Consider the following 18,813-nt stretch of genomic DNA (forward strand, 5'->3'; position numbering starts at 1 on the left):
ATTAGCATTATTAGCTAATTATATCTATTATGGAAACTATAATTTTTCTTGTAAACAGTGAAATAAATAAATCACTTACGTCCTTAATTAAGTCAAAAATTTCTGATGGGGAATATTATAAAATAGCATGGAGTTGTGGTAATTCTAAATTTATCAAAGTTGGCTCTAGAGCATATTTTAAGAGAAGCGGAAATATTGGGAATGAGCCGCTTGGCTTTATCGCTGCTGGTTATGTTATTGCAGCAACAGAAGATGATCAGTTAAGACTTATTAATAGGACATATTCGGATTTAAGTGAAGCATATGTGGGGCATTATTATGGCTGTTTTTCTGTTTTGATTCAAATAGATTCAGTTGTAGATTTTAATTTTCCTCTAGAACAAAAAGAATTAAGGAAATTATCTCAATTTCAAGGAGTTAATTTTAATTTTGGGGGAGGTGGTTGTAGGTTCAGTGAAGAAGCTTCTCATTTTCTTGATTCAGAATGGGAAAAGCATTCCCTTAAATATCAAAGGATAGGAAAAGGATGCAGACTTATTGATGTCATAGTGGAAAGAGGAAATGCTTTTAAGGGAAAACAAGAATATGAAGATGCAATTAATCAATATAGATTAGCTTTGAAAGTTGATTCCAAGTACGCCAAGGCAATTAATCAAATAAACAATTGCGAATTAATATTAAAGAGAATAAATGAAGCAAAAACTATACAACCTCCACCAACTCCACCATTACCTATCAAGAATAATGAACTACTAACTGCTAGAGAAGAATTAGATAAAGAAAAGTTCTTCAGGTACAGAAATGACACTGAAGCTCGCCAAAAAATTTATGTATCAATAGCTAGGAGACAAGGACAATCAAAGTTCCGGCAGGATTTGTTAGAAGCTTATTCTTCTAGGTGTGCAATTACTAATTTTGATGCAGAGGAAGCACTCGAAGCCGCTCATATAATCCCTTACATTGCAACAGAAAATAATCATCCTTCCAATGGTTTATTATTACGTGCTGATTTGCATACTTTATTTGATTTAAATCTTATTGCCATCAATCCAAAAACAATGATGGTACATATTTCACCTACCTTAGAAAAAACTGAGTATAGAGCGATCGAGGGCAAAGAGTTACGTGTGCCAAAAAATGAAATGCACCATCCCAGTTTACAGTTCTTAAAGAAGAGATGTGAAATGTGTGAATGGTTCAAATATTTATAGTGCGATCGCTCATTCTGGTAATGTATGGCAAGATAATTAGTATGATATCTTATTGCCTTAATTTGGAGAAGTTTTCATGACACAGCAAGAGTTGTTGAATGAATTTTTATCCCTACCTTTAGAAGCACAGCGTCAAGTAATCGACTTTATAGCTGTTTTACGACAAAGATATACAGTAGTTGAATGTACAACACAACCAGTAGATGATGATTTAGCGAATGATAATTTTATTGGGATGTGGCGTGATCGCCAGGGTTTAGCTGATAGCACTGCGTGGGTACGTAGTGTTCGAGAAAATGAGTGGTCAAAGTCAAATGACTAACTTAACTATTATTGATACCGATATTTTGATCGACGCTGGTTATGGCATTATCGAAGCAGTAAAATGGTTACACAATTTACAAGTAAACTCTGGTTTAGCGATTAGCATAGTTACACAAATGGAATTGATGGTTGGTTGTGCTAACAAAGCAGAGCTAAAAACCTTAGAAAATTTCCTCAAACAGTTTCATATCATTAAAGTTGATCAAGCTATTTCAAACAAAGCAGTTGATTTATTGCGGTTTTATCGGTTAAGTCATGGCTTGCTGATTCCTGATAGTCTTATTGCAGCTACAGCAATAATCTGGAATTACCCGTTTATTACGAAAAACCAACGGGATTACAGGTTTATTCAAGGTTTAAATTTATTAAAATATCCATAACTTTTAAAAGTTTTTACTCAGCACTAAATATCGTGGAAATATATCTAATTCGTCATGGCATAGCTGAAGAACAACAACCTTTCATCAAAGATGAGGAGCGCAAACTTACCAAAGAAGGAAGGCAAAAAACAGAGAAAGTAGCCCAGCGCATGAAAACATTGGGTTTGCAGTTTGATTTGATTGTCACTAGTCCTTTGGTACGCGCTCGCCAAACGGCTGAAATTCTCCTAGAAGCAGAACTCAGTTCCCAGCTAGAAGAATCGAACCATTTAGCTCCCAATGGTCATATTTCCAGTTGGTTAGATTACTGGTTGCGACCCAAAAACTTTAACCAAGACACCCAACTAGCTTTGGTAGGACATGAGCCTTGTTTGAGTAATTGGGCAGAAATTCTTCTATGGGGAGAAGTCAAAGGCGGTTTAGTCCTCAAAAAAGCAGGTATGATCGGAGTAAAACTGCCAGAAATAGGTTTACCTGTGGGTCGTAGTCAAATGTTTTGGTTGACACCTCCCAGGTACTTGCTCTAACAGTTTTGCAACTTTTCTCTAAAGAATTGTTGTGAGCTAGGCTACTGTTATGGCAACCCTTATTTCTGGTAAGTTAGCGTGTCGGATATTTCACTAAGCAAATGGTGTTGCCATGATGGTGTGCGAATACAAGCCTGGTTTAGAAGGCATTCCCGCCGCCCAATCGAGTATCAGTTATGTAGATGGGCAAAAGGGAATTCTAGAGTATCGTGGCATTCGGATTGAGGAATTAGCAGCAAAAAGTACATTTTTGGAAACTGCTTATCTCCTAATCTGGGGAGAATTGCCAACAAAGGAAGAATTACGAGCATTTGAGGAAGAAGTTCGCTTCCACAGGCGGATCAAATATCGCATTCGGGACATGATGAAATGTTTTCCCGAAAGCGGTCATCCCATGGATGCACTCCAAGCCTCTGCTGCGGCTTTAGGCTTGTTTTACTCCTTGCGGGACTTACATAATCCTGCCTACATTCGGGACTCTGTAGTGCGCCTGATAGCGACAATTCCGACAATGGTGGCCGCCTTTCAATTAATGCGAAAAGGTAACGACCCCGTTAAGCCTCGCGATGACTTAGATTATTCTGCCAATTTCCTTTACATGCTCAATGAGAAAGAACCGGATGAATTAGCAGCAAAAATCTTTGATGTCTGCTTAATTCTCCATGTTGAGCATACAATGAATGCTTCTACCTTTAGTGCTAGGGTGACAGCTTCGACTTTAACTGACCCTTACGCGGTAGTTGCTAGTGCTGTAGGAACGTTAGGAGGCCCCCTACATGGTGGAGCTAACGAAGAAGTAATTCAGATGTTGGAAGAAATTGGCTCTGTGGAAAATGTCCGTTCTTATGTCGAGGAGCGGCTGCAAAATAAACAGAAGCTCATGGGCTTTGGTCATCGTGTCTACAAAGTCAAAGACCCACGCGCTACCATTCTGCAAGACCTAGCAGAACAATTGTTTGCTAAGTTTGGCGCAGATAAATACTACGACATTGCCCAAGAAATGGAACGGGTAGTGGAGGAAAAACTAGGACACAAAGGGATTTATCCCAATGTTGACTTTTATTCTGGTTTGGTGTACAGGAAGATGGGAATTCCCACAGACTTGTTTACACCAATATTTGCGATCGCTCGTGTGGCTGGTTGGTTAGCTCACTGGAAAGAACAACTAGCTGAAAACCGGATTTTCCGTCCTACCCAGGTTTATAGCGGTCATCACGAAGTTCCTTACACACCCCTCGAACAACGTTAGTTGGTAGTTCCATTGTCATTCACATCGCCTCCCAGTGTTGGGAAATAGCAACTTCATAGACAGTGGATAACCGTTGCCAAAATGGAAGCGGCCGTTTTTTGTTGCTTGTTTGAAGAAACTGGGGAGCAGGCTGACGCTCACGGCGTCAGCCGCATATGGAGCAGAGGGCGCAGAGGAGAGAAAATGCTCTACGCCCCATTCCCTATTCCCCATAGTCAATCCCAATCCTAGCTATAAGTAGAACTTCTTGTGTAGCTACAGAAGCCAAAAACCATCGGGCGATATACTAGGCATGGGTATTGGCAAAAGATATTCAATCAGGTGTCATCTGAAGAAAGATATAAACAGGTGTAATTACAGGTATTAGTTTAACTAATGATTGTAATCCACCATGACTTGATGACTTAAAGAGCAGAAACATGAATTCAGGAATTGACCTCCAAGGAACTTTTATTAAATCCTTGATGGATTTAGGACTCCCACAGGGGGCAGCTAAAGCAATTTGGATGCCTCTACCCATGATCCTGATGCTCATTGGGGCAACAGTGGGCGTACTTGTTTGTGTGTGGCTAGAACGGAAGATTTCCGCCGCCGCACAACAGCGAATTGGCCCCGAATATATCGGGCCGTTGGGGTTACTAGCTCCCGTAGCTGATGGTCTGAAGCTGGTATTTAAAGAAGATATTGTACCGGCACAAGCTGACGCTTGGTTATTTACCCTCGGACCTATCTTAGTTGTGCTGCCAGTGTTTCTGTCTTATCTAATTGTTCCCTTTGGACAGAATATTATCATTACCAATGTAGGGACAGGGATATTCTTGTGGATTGCTTTATCTAGCATCCAGCCTATTGGCTTATTGATGGCTGGTTATGCCTCCAACAACAAATACTCCCTCTTGGGAGGCTTGCGGGCAGCAGCGCAATCAATTAGTTATGAAATTCCCTTGGCTTTGAGTGTGTTAGCGATCGTAATGATGTCTAACAGCCTCAGCACTATAGATATTGTCAACCAACAATCAGGCTACGGTATCCTGGGTTGGAACATTTGGCGACAGCCTCTTGGTTTCCTGATATTTTGGATAGCGGCTTTGGCTGAATGCGAACGTTTACCCTTTGACTTGCCCGAAGCAGAAGAAGAACTAGTTGCAGGCTATCAAACTGAATACTCCGGGATGAAATTCGCCCTGTTTTATCTCAGTTCCTACGTTAACTTAGTGCTTTCTGCTTTGTTGGTAGCAGTGTTGTACTTGGGTGGTTGGGATTCTCCCATTCCCCTCAATGTTGTAGCTGGTTGGTTGGGAATCAGTGATGTCAATCCCGTACTCCAGGTAGTGAATGCTGCTTTGGGTATCACCATGACCCTAATCAAAGCTTACTTTCTCGTGTTTATTGCCATCCTATTACGCTGGACAGTACCACGGGTACGGATTGACCAACTGCTAGATTTAGGATGGAAATTTTTGTTACCAGTTGGACTAGTGAATCTGCTATTAACCGCAGCTCTGAAACTGGCTTTTCCTTTCGCCTTTGGCGGTTAGTCATTAGTCATTAGTCATTTGACCAATGACTAATGACAAATAACAAAAAAGAGAGAGACACAAAATGCTAAAGTTCCTCAAGCAAGTTGGTGATTACGCCAAAGAAGCAGTACAAGCTAGTCGTTATATTGGTGAGGGGCTATCTGTCACCTTTGACCATATGCGTCGCCGCCCTGTTACTGTGCAGTATCCTTACGAAAAACTGATTCCTGGTGAACGGTTTCGTGGTCGGATTCACTACGAATTTGATAAGTGTATCGCCTGTGAAGTGTGTGTGCGGGTTTGTCCGATTAACCTACCTGTAGTGGATTGGGAATTTGACAAAGCCACCAAAAAGAAAAAGCTCAAACACTACAGTATCGATTTCGGAGTTTGTATTTTCTGCGGGAACTGTGTGGAATATTGCCCGACTAACTGCCTATCAATGACAGAAGAGTACGAGCTAGCCGCTTACGATCGCCATGAACTCAACTATGATAGTGTGGCTTTAGGTCGTCTCCCCTACAAAGTTACTGATGACCCAATGGTGACACCACTCCGGGAACTAGTTTATTTACCTAAAGGTGTTCTTGACCCCCACGACTTACCCGCCAACGCTCCTCGTGCTGGCGCACGTCCGGAAGACCTAGTAGAAACAGTAGAAAATTAAGTGTCATTAGTCATTTGTCCTTTGCTAACGACTAAAGACTAATGACCAATGACTAATGACCAATGACTAATGACTGAGGACAAAAACAGTGAATCTAGCGGAAGGAGTACAACTTGTTACCTTCGGCATACTGGCCGTGATGATGATTGGAGCAGCCCTTGGTGTGGTGCTAGCATCCAGCATTGTCTATTCTGCCTTTATGCTAGGGGGTGTGTTTATCAGCATATCGGGTCTATACCTGTTGTTGAATGGTGATTTTGTCGCCGCCGCCCAAGTGCTGATTTATGTGGGAGCAGTAAACGTGCTGATTTTGTTTGCCATTATGTTGGTGAACAAGCGGCAGAGTTTTAGCCCCTTACCCAGTACGGGAGTGAGGAAAGTCCTGACTGCGATCGTGGCTGTAGGATTGTTTGGGCTGTTAAGTACAATGGTATTGGCTACCCCTTGGGCTGACTCTACTATTCCGGTAGTAGGAGAAAGTTCCATTGTTGTCATTGGTGAACATTTCTTCACCGACTTTTTATTACCTTTTGAATTGGCTTCTGTGTTATTGCTGATGGCGATGGTAGGAGCAATTATTTTGGCACGTCGTGAGTATCTGCCAGAAGTGACCCCAGAATTGCCGCAAACTGTGTTGACCTTACCAGAACGCCCTAGAGAACTCATAGGTGCTGGTAGCGACACCAAAGAATAAATAGAAGCCAGATTTCGCAGAAGGAATACCAGAACTCATGCAACTCCAGTATTTTTTGCTCCTTGCAGCCGCTTTATTCTGTATTGGTATTTATGGCTTAATTACTAGCCGTAACGCGGTGCGAGTGTTAATGTCAATCGAGTTATTGCTCAATGCTGTTAACTTGAATTTAATGGCATTTTCCAACTTCCTTGACTCAACATTAATTAAGGGTCAGGTTTTCACAGTATTTGTGATTACCGTGGCAGCTGCTGAAGCGGCGGTAGGTTTAGCGATCGTGCTTGCCATTTATCGCAACCGTGATACCGTCGATATGGAGCAGTTTAATCTCCTGAAGTGGTAATTGCGTGTGCAACTCAAGCAGGTAATCATTGCTTATAAAGCGCGAGACTCCCAGAGTAAACGCTGGGCAGAAATTTGCGCTAAACAGCTAGAAACTCGCAATTGTCAGGTCTTAATGGGGCCTAGCGGGCCAAAGGATAATCCTTATCCGGTCTTTTTGGCTTCAGCCGGACAACCAATTGATCTGGCAATTGTCCTCGGTGGTGATGGTACAGTCCTAACTAGTGCCAGACATTTAGCACCAGCAGGCATCCCCATTCTGGGGGTAAATGTAGGTGGTCATCTAGGTTTTTTAACCGAGTCAGTAGAAGAATTTCAAGATACGGAACAAGTTTGGGATCGGCTGTTTGAAGATCGCTATGCTATTCAACGGCGGATGATGTTACAAGCAGCCGTATATGAAGGGCATCGCACAAATTTAGAACCAGTTACTGAACGTTATCTGGGGCTGAATGAATTTTGTGTCAAACCCGCTTCTGCCGATCGCATGATCACCTCTATTCTGGAAATGGAAATTGATGGTGAAGTAGTAGATCAATATGTGGGAGATGGACTAATTGTTTCTACTCCCACAGGTTCAACTGGTTATACTGTTTCTGCCAATGGCCCTATCATGCACGATGGTATGGAGGCGATTACCATCACGCCCATTTGTCCCATGAGTCTTTCGAGTCGCCCTATAGTTTTACCCGCAGGTTCTGTTGTGAGTATCTGGCCTTTGGGTGACTATGAGTTGACAACTAAATTGTGGATGGATGGGGTCTTAGCAACTTCAATTTGGCCTGGACATCGTGTTGATATACGCATGGCTGATTGTCGAGCTAAGTTTATTGTTTTGCGAGAGAATAATTCTTACTACCAGACGCTACGGGAAAAATTGCTCTGGGCAGGTACTAGGGTTCACTACGCTAGTAATCACCAAAATTAATAACAATGGTAATTTCTCCCCTGCTACACTCCTATTACACAGGAAAGTAATTACTGAGAAATTTGATGAGCGTAGGCGTAGGCTGCCGTAGAAATCGCTTCTGCAAGCAAATTCATCATTAGCCCCCGTATTACCGGGGGCTTTCTATACTCTAAGATCAGAGCAAAAATAATAACCTCTCCACCTACCCATAACTTTCGCGTAGCGGTAATAGTCGTTATGCAAACTTGATATTAGAAAAATTCTGTATCCTATTACCAGATTTTTGCAGGAATTAAGCTCATAATAAAAACACATTACTGACCTGAAATTTTTGCGTTTTATTCTCTAAACCCACGTGAATATTGCTTTAATACCTTAATAAATAAAATCATCTATTCCTATGGTCAGTAACTTTGAGAAGTTAGGATATCTTCACATATTTAAGTTGGAAGACAGATGGAAATTTCTTATAGACACACTAAATACCCACTCAGTCCTCCTTCTGACCTCAAAGATTTTCCCATTCTGGAAACAGACAAATATATCCTCAAAATTGCATCCACGAATGAAGAGGTAGAATCTATTTTTCGCTTGCGTTTTGAAGTATTTAATCTAGAATTGGGCTTAGGATTTTCTAGTTCTAGCTTAACATTGATGGATCAAGATCAGTTTGATGCCGTTTGTCATCATTTAATGTTGATTTGTAAAACCACTGGTAAAACCATTGGTACTTATAGGATGCAAACTTATCAAATGGCTTCTTACAATTTAGGTTTTGATGCTGCTGATATATTTAATCTTCAGACAATTCCTCATGCTGTATTGCAGGCATCTGTAGAAGTGGGACGTGCCTGTATAGCCAAAGAATATCGCAATATTCAAGCTCTATTATTACTCTGGAGAGGACTAGCTAACTATCTTATTTGCAGTGGTAATGAATATTTCTTCGGGTGCGCTTCATTACTAACGCAATCTCCTTGGGAAGCTGCATATGCCTATGATTATTTCCAAAAAAATAATTGGACACATAAAAAAATCTTGGTTTATCCGTACTCACAATATTGTTTGGATATGCCACAAATTTGTGCTAAAAAATATCATGTAGAACTGCCAAAAATTGTACAAGCATACTTGAGCATTGGGGCTAAAATATGTAGCTTCCCGGCAATTGATCAGCATTTTAAAACCATAGATTTTCTAACGATATCTCACATTAAAGATTTTACAATATGGCATTAATAGCATAATACTTTGCTGTATACTAATACCGTTCATGTGTGCAGGTATAAAAAAACGGTATTAACAATGTTAGCCAAAAAAGTAATTAATCGAATTTCGAGTTTATCTTTTCATTCTCCTTGGTTTATTATAATTATTTTTTCGGTTCTTGGTTTTATAGGTATTATCAACCATTCAATGTGGAGAGATGAACTAAATCCTTGGCTAATTGTCAGAGATAGTGAGTCTTTTGGAGATTTAATCGCCAATATTCGTTATGAAGGTCATCCTGTTCTTTGGTATTTTTCTCTGGTATTTCTGAGAAATATTGCTGACAATCCTCTGATCATGCAAATTTTTCATTTGACTATTGCAATTTTTTCTGTTTCTATTTTTTGTTTATATAGTCCCTTTAATTATCTACAAAAATTTCTTTTTACTTTTGGTTACTTTTCTTTTTATGAATATTTATTAATTTCTAGAAATTATGCTTTTAGTATGTTATTTGTTTTTGCTTTCTGTGCTGTTTTTTCATCCAGAAAGATAACTTATATTTATTTAGCAGTTTTATTGGGTTTACTAGCTAATAGTAGTGCTTACGCTTTATTTGTATCATTTTCTTTGTCCTTAACCTTGCTAGCCGAATTTTGTTTTGATAGTGAACATCGACAGCAATATTTTAGCCAAACTCAAAAATACGACTTATTTTTAAGTGTTGGAATTATTATATTTTCTTTTTTATTATCTATTTATATTATTATGCCTCCAGTCGATAGTTATCTTCATGGAGGATTAGATGATGGATGGTTAATTAAATTAGATATCCGTCATTTCTTGAGAAGTATGGGTAGATTGTTTGGTAGTTATTTTTTGATTTTACCCAAGCAAAAATGGCTTGATTTAAGCATTTGTGCTGGAATTGCATTATTCATCATTATTTTAACCGTAATTAAGTTAGCTAAAAAACCATTTTCAGTATTTTTATATATTGTTGGCAATTGTATAATACTTGCATTTACTTACTTGAGATTTTCTGGTGGGCCTAGGCATTTTGGGCATTTTTATTTGATTCTAATAGCATCTTTATGGTTAGGTAGTCAGTACCAAGAATCTAGCTTTTTAATCAATAAATTTCATATTAAAGAAAAATTATTTACCTTAGTGCAAAAAAGGTATCATATTGCTTTTATGTTAATTCTTTATGCCCACTTATTTGGAGGATTATATGGTTTTACAAGAGATTTATTTATACCATTCTCTGCTAGCCGTGAGACTGCTAATTATATTCAAAAAACTCAATTAAAACAGGAATTTATTGTAGCCAGTCGAGATGCAAATATGGCTGCATTGTCTGGTTATCTCAATCGAAAATTTTATTATCCTGAGCTTAAGAAAATGGGAAGTTTCACCTTATTTAAACAAGGTCGTATCCCTGTCGAACAGGCTGAAATATTAGAGCAAATTTATTCTCTATTCAAAAGTGAAGTAGCTACAAAGAGAATCTTACTAATTTTAAATAAAGAACTGAAGTTGACCCACAATAATTTAAAGATTAGTCCTATCAAGAATTTTGATAGAGCATGGATAGATAGTGAACGATATTACCTTTATTGGGTATATGAAGGAAATAGTCAGTAAAAGAATTAATTTTTGCTGTAGTTATGATATTAACTAGAAGTAGAGTAAAACCTATAGCTGATAGATATTATAGGCGTGATTGAGACTCTAAACCCCAAGCTATTATGTATGGGACAACATACAGCATATAATTTGAGGTTTTGCATGAAAGTAGCAGTCTTCAGTACAAAAGCCTATGATCGGCAGTTTTTAGAAGCTGCAAACTTCCCCAAGAAACACGATTTGGTGTTTTTTGAACCACGTCTTGACCAAGATACTGCTATCCTAGCTGCTGAATTTTCGGCGGTTTGTGTATTTGTCCATGACCAAGTTGATGCACATACTTTAGAACTTCTGGCTTTGAGAGGAACTCGCTTAATTGCTCTTCGTTGTGCAGGTTTTAACCATGTAGACTTGGAAGCCGCAGCCAAGTTAGGAATTACTGTAGTGCGCGTTCCTGCTTATTCACCCTATGGTGTGGCAGAACACGCTGTAGGATTGATTTTGAGCCTGAATCGCAAAATTCACCGTGCCTATAACCGTGTCCGAGACGGTAATTTTTCCCTAGATGGACTGTTGGGATTTAACTTAAATGGACGCACTGTAGGGCTGATTGGTACTGGTAAAATCGGGCTGATTTTAGGACGGATTATGAAAGGCTTTGGTTGTCATCTACTTGCTTATGATGTGTATCAAAATCCTGAATTAGCGGCATTAGGTGGAAAGTATGTAGAATTGCCAGAATTATTTGCCAATGCCGATATTATCTCTTTGCACTGTCCCTTAACACCAGAAACACATCACCTCATTAACGATCAGGCGATCGCACAAATGAAACCTGGTGTAATGTTAATTAATACTAGCCGAGGTGGATTGATTAACACACAGGCTGTAATAGAAGGACTTAAGACACGTAAGATAGGTTCTCTCGGTGTAGATGTCTACGAACAGGAATCAGAATTATTTTTTGAAGACTTGTCTGGCAAAATCATTCAGGATGATGTGTTTCAAAGGTTGACGACATTTCCCAACGTACTCATCACTGGACATCAAGCATTTTTTACAGAGGAAGCATTGCGTAATATAGCAGATACCACTTTGGCTAATATTACAGACGTTGAAGATGGCCGTACTTGTGCAAATGAGCTACGCGCTCAACCAGAAGTAGGAGACAAGGTTTTGGTGAGTTAATGCGTTAAATATATTGTATGGGGATGAGGTATTGTCACCTATCCCCTGTTCCCCTGTCCCCTAACTTGCTTCATTGGCGATGATGCCAACTAAATTTAATCGATTTAAAATTTCTACAGCTTGAGTAATTTCAGTTTGAGTTACCCAACCAATGCGTCCCACCATCATAATTCCATTGCAGAAGGAAGCGACGATTCGGGCATCAACTGTACCTAAAATAGCTGGAGCATCTATCAATACTAAGTCATAGCTTTGCTCAAATAACTCGATGAGTTCTTTCATGCGCTGAGAACTGAGCAATTTTACTGGGTCTTCTGGTACAGGCCCGGCGGTTAAAATATCGATGGAAGGGTGAATAGGTTGGATGTAGTCTTGTACATTGGTACTAGTTTCATCAACTAGTAATAAAGATAGTCCCCAATCGTTGGATAGTTGGAGAATTTTGTGGAGTTTAGGCGATCGCAGGTTAGCATCAATTAGTAGTACCCGTTGGTGCATATGAGCCGCACTTGCAGCTAATCCTAACGCCAAAGTTGTACGTCCTTCTCCTGGTAGCGCAGAAGTTACCATCAGAGAATTAAAGGGAAAGGGATACTTTAAAATCTGCGTATTTTGGTACACCATATCTAAGGTTTCGTGACAAGGTAGCCAAGAGTCAGTTTCTACCAAAGAAGGTGCTGTGTTACGCCGCCAGTTCCAAGCTAGACTCGGTAGCCGCTTTTCCATCGCATTGGATGCAAGTTTCGGCACGGAACCTAGTAGTCTTAGGTTGCTTACTCTCTGTAAATCCTGTGCTGAATGAATCACGCGATGACGTATCCCCCAAATCAAGGCCATAACAACGCCCAAAACTGGCCCGACAACCATACCCCCAAAAACAAGTAATAGTTTGTCATAACTGTTATATGTTGCCAGAGTAGGTTCTTCTAACACTTGCCAATCAAACCCCGCCTGCGTAATTTGTAATCCTACAAACTGTTGTGTTTGCACCATTTGCTCTAACGCTTGGCGGTGAGTTGCCACTTCTGACAGTAGACGTTGAGATTCTGCTATCAAACTGGGATATTTTTTTAACTCTGCACTAATTCGCTGTTCTGATGCTACTAAACTCTTTTCGTTATTTATTAACCCTTGGGCAATTTTTTTTAACTGGGTTAACTCCTCTACTAGTTGCTCTTGTGTTAATATTGCTACTTTTTGAGTATCTGCTGTTAGTTGCTTTGCTTCTTGTTGCAAAAGTTTTAATTGATTCTGGCGTTGCTGTTTCAGACTTTCAATGATGGGAGAATTATCTGTATAGCGTAATTGTTCCTGCGCTAATAATTGTTCAGTTTTTTGTACCTCACTGAAAAGTGTTTGGTAGCGAATTGATTGGTTTAAACTAGAAGAAATCAGTGCTTGTTGAGTTGAAACAACTATATTCTGCTCTAAATTTTGCTGGCGATCGCGTACATTTTGCAACTCAGTGCGAGTAGTTTGTAGCTGTTGTTGAGTTTCAGCCAGAGAGTTGATTAGGACTTGTCTTTGTGATTGAGGATCTAATAAATTGTGCTTCTTCCGAAAATTTTCGAGATTAATTTCTGCCTGTTTCACCTGCTTTTGTAGTAGTGGTAGGCGAGTATTAACAACGGCTAATCCTTTATTTAAACGTTCTTGTCGTTGCTCAATATTATAGTCCTGGTAAACTTTCTGTAAAGCTAATAAAACTTTGCGTGCTTTAACTGGATCATTATGTTGGAAGGAAACTTCAAAAACAGGAGTAACGAACTTATTTACTCCTGTTTTTCTCTCTAATTGAGTGACTTCTAGATGTAACTTTTGCCCATTAGTTGATTTGCTTTTGATGTCTCCTACAGTAATATTTGGATAGTTTGAGCGTAGTATATTTACTGTCCTTTCCATCAACTTAGAACTCAGCATTAAATTCTTCTGAGCAGTATAGTAATCAACTAATGGAGGCTTTGCATCAGTTGATTTAGTATCTGTACTCTGAGGAATATTATTTAAATTAATACCTTCATATACATTGGAACTTACTAAGATTTGCATATAACTCTTGTAAGTCGGTTTTGTCATCATAGCCAGCAGGCTAGTGACTGACATGACAATACAAGAAACTCCCAATACTATAAATCGCCGACGTAGTAAGATTTTAGATATATGTCTAAATCTTACTTGGTTTTGTGACGAGTTGGTTACAAATTCCCCTTGATTTAGACTGATTCTAGACACTAGTAAATTCCTCAAGTAATGTAACAATGTATCTATAAAATAATAAGAATTTCTCCAAAAGTAATAGATAAATAGAAATTAATATGGAGACATAGAGCCTAAAATAATCTTCTTTTCTGAATTATGTCAACTATCTCTAGAATTTTTTACTGTATCCTTATTTAATACCCCCAAGTATTTTTTAATATATCTAAATTAAATATTTATAGTAATACTTGTAGTTATCAATGATTCTAGTACAACCTAAAACTAGTAATATGATTAGTATTAAGTCACAAGCTAAAGATAAAATGTGACAACAGAAATTATCATTATTGTTATGAAAATCACAAAAAGAAATTAATCGGAAATCAAAGAGAACTTCAAAAGCCCTTGAATAATAGTTGTTTCGGACTATTTGAGTGATTGAAAAAATAGTTACTTCCGAATATATATCTCGTTATTAAAGACGTATGTAGTGAATAAATATACTTTGTATATATTATTCAAAGACAAATAGAAGATAGCTGAAAATAAATGTATAATGCGGTTCTATTTATTGGGTAATTTCTGGCATAAAATCAATGGAATAGTAACGTATTTAGAAATAATTTTGCATATTAAAATTGAAGCTAAGATAAAATCACTAGTTACTTTCCGGTTGTGTTTTGCAAATAGTGGTATTTGCAGAAATGGTATCTTTTCAAGAAACACAGGTGATAGGTGATAGAAAAGAGCGAAGGTAATATGACGTGAGTTCGATGATCTCTCCCCAACCCCTCTCCGACGCGGAGAGGGGCTTAAATATCTGGAAATATCAACGAAAAATAAAGGTTTTAAAGCCTCTCTCCTTGCAGGGGAGAGGTTTGGAGAGGGGTTTTTAAAACTCGTCGAACTCGCGTTAACACGGTTTGGATAAGAAAGATAATTTGCCAAAATAATAACGCCTGTAGAGACGTTGTGGTGCAACATCTCTACCCACCCATAACGTTAACCGAAACGTATTGAGAGGGAAGGAGTGTATTTCTTTGATTTTTGCTACTGATATCTTGCACTATTCTCAGTATCAGCAATCCATTAGGTATCTTTACTTTGAGGTGACAAGTTTTTGCTGCTATTTAAGATAATTTCCCGCCGTCTGGGGATATCATAAGTCATGAAATCATAAGCCATATCTGTACGAGGAAAAATAGCACGGGCTTCTCTTAGTAAATCTCTTAAATCTAAAACATTGCCAGGAGCGTAGCGGGGGCTAAAATGAGTCATAATCAGTTTATGCGCTCCCGCCGCTAATGCTGTTTGTGCGGCCATTGTAGTGGTTGAGTGCAACCTTTGAAAAGCCATCTCTGCATCCTGATGAGCAAAAGTAGCCTCATGGATTAACACATCAGCATCCTGAGCCAATTCCACTGCACCATCACAATAAATTGTATCTGTACAATAGGCAAACTTACGCCCCAATTCTGTGGGGCCGCATAAATCCGTCCCCTTGATGATTCGTCCATCAGCTAGAGTGACAGTTTCACCGCGTTTGAGTTGACCATAAATCCTACCAGGAGGAATTTGCAAGGCTTCAGCTTTGTCTACATCAAAGCGTCCGGTGCGGTCTTTTTCAGCTACACGATAGCCAAAAGCTGTAATGCGGTGATGCAAAAGACCGCAACTAACAGTAAATTCTTCATCTTCATAGACTACACCTGGACGAACTGCATGGACTTTAATTGGGTAGGAAAAATGTGTATGGGAGTAACGTGAAGCGGCTTGGATATAGTCACTTAATCCAGATGGGCCATAAATATCAACTTTTTCCACATTACCAGCCAAACCGCAACTAGCCAAAAGTCCCATCAAACCAAAAATGTGGTCGCCGTGCATATGCGTGACAAAAATTCGGGATAGTTGGCTACTTTTTAGTTCACTCCGCAGCAGTTGGTGCTGAGTACCTTCACCACAGTCAAATAACCACAGTTCTGCCCTTTGCGGTAATCTGAGGGCAACACTAGAAACATTACGTGATCTTGTAGGTACACCCGAACTTGTCCCCAAAAATGTGATCTGCACAGCGTTTTCTAGCCTTTTTTTTGCTGAATTTAAACCTCTGTTTTATATAGTGGCAGGTTATTCAGCAAATTTACAACAGGCGTTTATTCCTTTATCGTCCTACTCCCTACTCTCTACTTTCAATAGTCTCACTCCTGATGAGTCAGAAGAATCTTTGGGAGGTTTTTGATCATCAGGTGGCTGATAGCCTGCTGATGCAGCTTGAGTGACACTAAATAGACTCAAAACACAACTGATTAAAAGTTTGTGCAGAAGCCATTTCCTGTAAGTCATGGTTTTTCCTCCTATGGCATTGCACTGTTCCAGGATTCAGAGAACTGACGAGTTATATTTACTTACAAGTTATATTTCTGATATGGGCAGAAAGCACCACTAAAAATTGCCGAAAAACATTCTGAAATTTAGCAATTAGAAATTTTAAAGCAATGCGATCGCATCTTTGTCTCTGGAAGGGTGTAATACATCACGCGATCGCTAGTAAAAAACTAGACTCAATCGAGTCTTAACTTCTGTGAGCGCAAAACATTAGTAGCCTACGAGAAATTACTTAAAAGATTAATTATAAAAATTTACTTGCCGTTGCTCAAAAATAAAGATTATAACTAAGTGGAATTGGATAAATAATCTACAAGTTTTGATACGAGAGCATTCGATAAGCTAGTGATTCTGACTAGGTTAACAAGTGATACACAAGCGATCGCTTCATTTCTCTTAGTTAACTTTACTGCAATCTAAAACATATTAAAGAGGTTAAGTTCTTATGGCTTTAGCAACAGGTGATATTGCTTTTATATCCTTCAATGGTGATGAAGATGGCTGGTCGATTGTCACATTTGTAGATATAGTCCCTAGTACCATCATTTACTTTAGCGATAATTCATATAATGGTACTAGTTTTGGCACTGGTGAGAGTTCATTTGAATGGAATACTGGAGCTAATACAATTACTGCTGGTACTGTAATTCGCTTTAGTAAAATTGATGCTGCCACCCGTGCCGCCTCCGTTGGTACATTCAGCGTGGCTACTGGTACTAACATTGGTCTTAGTGTAAGTAGTGAGACTATTTATGCTTATCTCGGTACTAGTGCCACCACTCCGAATGTATTTCTAACTGCTGTGTCAACTGAAGGGGTAGCTGCGTTAACTTCTGCGGGACTAACTAATGGGGTTGACTCAATTGTCCTCACTAATAGTACGGATTATGGCATATATAACGGACTACGTACTGGAGAATCGAGTTTTGCCAACTACAAAACCCTGGTTAACAACTCCAGCAATTGGACAGTCGATACTACTAATGACTACAGCACAACAGTTCCTGATACTACAAGCTTTACGATCGCTACAGCAATACCCATAGTTAACCTTGTCAACTCTGGTGATAGCACTAATGTCACTGAAGGTGGTGCGACAGATTCCTATACTGTAGTTCTCAATAGTCAGCCATCTCAAGATATCACCATCAACATCAACCCCGACTCTCAGACAATTACCAGTGTAACTACCCTCACCTTCACCCCTAGCAACTGGAATATAGCTCAAACTGTCACAGTAACAGCAGTAGATGATACAACTGTCGAGGGTGGACATTTCAGCACGATCGCCCACCAAATCAACGGAACTAATGTTGGCACAGTTAGAGTCGGTATCAGCGATAACGATTTCGGATTGCTAAGAAAAATTGGTAGCTTTACTGGTCAAGGGGCAGAGATTACCGACTATGATCCAATCACCAAGCGGTTATTTGTGGTTGATGGTTCGGCATTTATTCGCATTTTGAATTTTAGTGACCCCACCAATCCTACAGAAGTTAATGCAATTGACTTAACTGCTTATGGTAGTCAAGCCAACAGCGTAGCCGTAAAAAATGGCCTTATAGCGATCGCACTCGAAGCTACAATTACAACTGACCCCGGCAAAGTAGTTTTCTTTGATACTGCTGGCAACTTTTTAAAAGAAGTCACAGTTGGGGCTTTACCTGACATGGTGACATTTAGCCCTGACGGTACAAAAGTCCTCACCGCCAATGAAGGAGAACCCGATGATGGTGTTGATCCAGAGGGTTCTATCAGCATCATTGATATCTCTCAAACTGTGGCTAATGCAACGGTGACAACAGCTACTTTTACTAGCTTTAATGGACAAGAAGCCACACTTAGAAGTCAAGGTGTACGCATATTCCCTGGTAAAACAGTTGCCCAAGATGTAGAACCAGAATACATTACCTTTTCTCAGGATGGAACTAAAGCCTGGGTAACATTGCAAGAAAACAACGCTATAGCAATTGTAGATATTGCCACTGCAACGGGTGAAAATATTTTCGGTTTAGGTGCAATTAATCATAACCAGCCAGGAAATGAATTAGATGCTAGTGATAGCGATGGTGGTATTAATATTCTGAATTGGCCAGTATTTGGGTTGTTTATGCCCGATGCGATCGCCTCTTTTGCTGCCAATGGTCGCACTTACTACATTACAGCTAATGAAGGTGATGCTCGTGATGAAGACGCACGAGTAAAAGACTTAAATCTCGATCCTACGATATTTCCTAATGGTACGTTACTCAAGCAAGATGCTAACTTAGGACGACTAACAGTTTCCACAATTGATGGAGATACCGATGGGGATGGTGACTATGATCAACTATTTGCCTATGGTACTCGCTCCTTCTCAATTTGGGATGACCAGGG

General features: G+C 39.4%; 17 protein-coding genes. 14 read left to right on the top strand and 3 right to left on the bottom strand.

Features of this window, described 5'->3' with window-relative positions:
* Window positions 1–29: 29 nt before the first annotated feature.
* The 13 genes from VB693_RS07450 to VB693_RS07510 all read left to right on the top strand — a co-directional run bounded on the left by VB693_RS07450 (window position 30) and on the right by VB693_RS07510 (window position 11,850).
* Window positions 30–1,211 carry an HNH endonuclease gene (locus tag VB693_RS07450; RefSeq protein ID WP_323265696.1) on the top strand — a complete coding sequence of 394 codons (1,182 nt, stop codon included), beginning with the start codon at window positions 30–32 and terminating at the stop codon, window positions 1,209–1,211.
* 76 nt (window positions 1,212–1,287) lie between these two features.
* The gene (locus tag VB693_RS07455; protein WP_323265697.1) at window positions 1,288–1,533 is read left to right on the top strand and encodes a hypothetical protein; all 246 of its coding nucleotides are present in this window, start codon (window positions 1,288–1,290) and stop codon (window positions 1,531–1,533) included.
* Window positions 1,526–1,915, top strand: coding sequence for a type II toxin-antitoxin system VapC family toxin (locus VB693_RS07460; RefSeq protein WP_323265698.1), 390 nt, complete (start codon window positions 1,526–1,528; stop codon window positions 1,913–1,915). The genes VB693_RS07455 and VB693_RS07460 overlap by 8 nt, the downstream gene beginning before the upstream one ends.
* A 32-nt stretch (window positions 1,916–1,947) precedes the next feature.
* A complete protein-coding gene (gene sixA, locus VB693_RS07465) occupies window positions 1,948–2,442 on the top strand; it encodes a phosphohistidine phosphatase SixA (protein ID WP_323265699.1) in 495 nt (164 codons plus the stop codon).
* 112 nt (window positions 2,443–2,554) lie between these two features.
* Window positions 2,555–3,691 (top strand): citrate synthase, encoded by a 1,137-nt coding sequence (locus tag VB693_RS07470; RefSeq protein ID WP_323265700.1) that lies wholly within the window; start codon window positions 2,555–2,557, stop codon window positions 3,689–3,691.
* Between the two features lie 419 nt (window positions 3,692–4,110).
* A complete protein-coding gene (gene nuoH, locus VB693_RS07475) occupies window positions 4,111–5,229 on the top strand; it encodes an NADH-quinone oxidoreductase subunit NuoH (RefSeq protein WP_190707547.1) in 1,119 nt (372 codons plus the stop codon).
* A gap of 64 nt (window positions 5,230–5,293) precedes the next feature.
* Window positions 5,294–5,878 carry an NAD(P)H-quinone oxidoreductase subunit I gene (ndhI, locus tag VB693_RS07480; protein WP_190707550.1) on the top strand — a complete coding sequence of 195 codons (585 nt, stop codon included), beginning with the start codon at window positions 5,294–5,296 and terminating at the stop codon, window positions 5,876–5,878.
* Window positions 5,879–5,966: 88 nt separating this feature from the next.
* Window positions 5,967–6,572: an NADH-quinone oxidoreductase subunit J gene (locus VB693_RS07485; RefSeq protein WP_190707553.1), complete on the top strand. Its 606-nt coding sequence runs from the start codon at window positions 5,967–5,969 to the stop codon at window positions 6,570–6,572.
* Window positions 6,573–6,609: 37 nt separating this feature from the next.
* Window positions 6,610–6,915, top strand: a complete 306-nt coding sequence (gene nuoK / locus VB693_RS07490) for an NADH-quinone oxidoreductase subunit NuoK (RefSeq protein ID WP_006199065.1) — start codon at window positions 6,610–6,612, stop codon at window positions 6,913–6,915.
* A gap of 6 nt (window positions 6,916–6,921) precedes the next feature.
* Window positions 6,922–7,842 (top strand): NAD(+) kinase, encoded by a 921-nt coding sequence (locus tag VB693_RS07495; protein WP_190707556.1) that lies wholly within the window; start codon window positions 6,922–6,924, stop codon window positions 7,840–7,842.
* Window positions 7,843–8,280: 438 nt separating this feature from the next.
* Window positions 8,281–9,063, top strand: a complete 783-nt coding sequence (locus VB693_RS07500) for a GNAT family N-acetyltransferase (RefSeq protein WP_323265701.1) — start codon at window positions 8,281–8,283, stop codon at window positions 9,061–9,063.
* A gap of 66 nt (window positions 9,064–9,129) precedes the next feature.
* On the top strand, window positions 9,130–10,680 hold the full coding sequence (locus VB693_RS07505) for a hypothetical protein (RefSeq protein ID WP_323265702.1): 1,551 nt from the start codon (window positions 9,130–9,132) through the stop codon (window positions 10,678–10,680).
* A 144-nt stretch (window positions 10,681–10,824) separates the two neighbouring features.
* Window positions 10,825–11,850: a 2-hydroxyacid dehydrogenase gene (locus VB693_RS07510; RefSeq protein ID WP_323265703.1), complete on the top strand. Its 1,026-nt coding sequence runs from the start codon at window positions 10,825–10,827 to the stop codon at window positions 11,848–11,850.
* Window positions 11,851–11,910: 60 nt separating this feature from the next.
* Here the strand turns inward: VB693_RS07510 and VB693_RS07515 are convergent, their stop codons facing one another.
* The 3 genes from VB693_RS07515 to VB693_RS07525 all read right to left on the bottom strand — a co-directional run bounded on the left by VB693_RS07515 (window position 11,911) and on the right by VB693_RS07525 (window position 16,395).
* Window positions 11,911–14,082: an exopolysaccharide transport family protein gene (locus tag VB693_RS07515; RefSeq protein WP_323265704.1), complete on the bottom strand. Its 2,172-nt coding sequence runs from the start codon at window positions 14,080–14,082 to the stop codon at window positions 11,911–11,913.
* Between the two features lie 1,056 nt (window positions 14,083–15,138).
* Window positions 15,139–16,122, bottom strand: a complete 984-nt coding sequence (locus VB693_RS07520) for a ribonuclease Z (protein WP_323265705.1) — start codon at window positions 16,120–16,122, stop codon at window positions 15,139–15,141.
* Window positions 16,123–16,221: 99 nt separating this feature from the next.
* On the bottom strand, window positions 16,222–16,395 hold the full coding sequence (locus tag VB693_RS07525) for a hypothetical protein (protein WP_190707573.1): 174 nt from the start codon (window positions 16,393–16,395) through the stop codon (window positions 16,222–16,224).
* Window positions 16,396–16,882: 487 nt separating this feature from the next.
* Here VB693_RS07525 and VB693_RS07530 point away from each other — a divergent pair.
* Window positions 16,883–18,813: choice-of-anchor I family protein (locus tag VB693_RS07530; protein WP_323265706.1), on the top strand; the 1,931-nt coding region annotated here is incomplete at its 3' end.

It is taken from the genome of Anabaena sp. UHCC 0399, from assembly GCF_034931465.1.
In the GTDB taxonomy this organism is placed as follows: Bacteria; Cyanobacteriota; Cyanobacteriia; order Cyanobacteriales; family Nostocaceae; genus Trichormus; species Trichormus minutissimus.

What these genes read in the sequence shown, in the direction of transcription:
- VB693_RS07450 (WP_323265696.1), top strand. Translation starts at nt 30, where the DNA reads ATGGAAACTATAATTTTTCTTGTAAACAGTGAAATAAATAAATCACTT.
- VB693_RS07455 (WP_323265697.1), top strand. Translation starts at nt 1,288, where the DNA reads ATGACACAGCAAGAGTTGTTGAATGAATTTTTATCCCTACCTTTAGAA.
- VB693_RS07460 (WP_323265698.1), top strand. Translation starts at nt 1,526, where the DNA reads ATGACTAACTTAACTATTATTGATACCGATATTTTGATCGACGCTGGT.
- VB693_RS07470 (WP_323265700.1), top strand. Translation starts at nt 2,555, where the DNA reads ATGATGGTGTGCGAATACAAGCCTGGTTTAGAAGGCATTCCCGCCGCC.
- nuoH (WP_190707547.1), top strand. Translation starts at nt 4,111, where the DNA reads ATGAATTCAGGAATTGACCTCCAAGGAACTTTTATTAAATCCTTGATG.
- ndhI (WP_190707550.1), top strand. Translation starts at nt 5,294, where the DNA reads ATGCTAAAGTTCCTCAAGCAAGTTGGTGATTACGCCAAAGAAGCAGTA.
- nuoK (WP_006199065.1), top strand. Translation starts at nt 6,610, where the DNA reads ATGCAACTCCAGTATTTTTTGCTCCTTGCAGCCGCTTTATTCTGTATT.
- VB693_RS07500 (WP_323265701.1), top strand. Translation starts at nt 8,281, where the DNA reads ATGGAAATTTCTTATAGACACACTAAATACCCACTCAGTCCTCCTTCT.
- VB693_RS07505 (WP_323265702.1), top strand. Translation starts at nt 9,130, where the DNA reads ATGTTAGCCAAAAAAGTAATTAATCGAATTTCGAGTTTATCTTTTCAT.
- VB693_RS07510 (WP_323265703.1), top strand. Translation starts at nt 10,825, where the DNA reads ATGAAAGTAGCAGTCTTCAGTACAAAAGCCTATGATCGGCAGTTTTTA.
- VB693_RS07525 (WP_190707573.1), bottom strand. Translation starts at nt 16,395, where the DNA reads ATGACTTACAGGAAATGGCTTCTGCACAAACTTTTAATCAGTTGTGTT.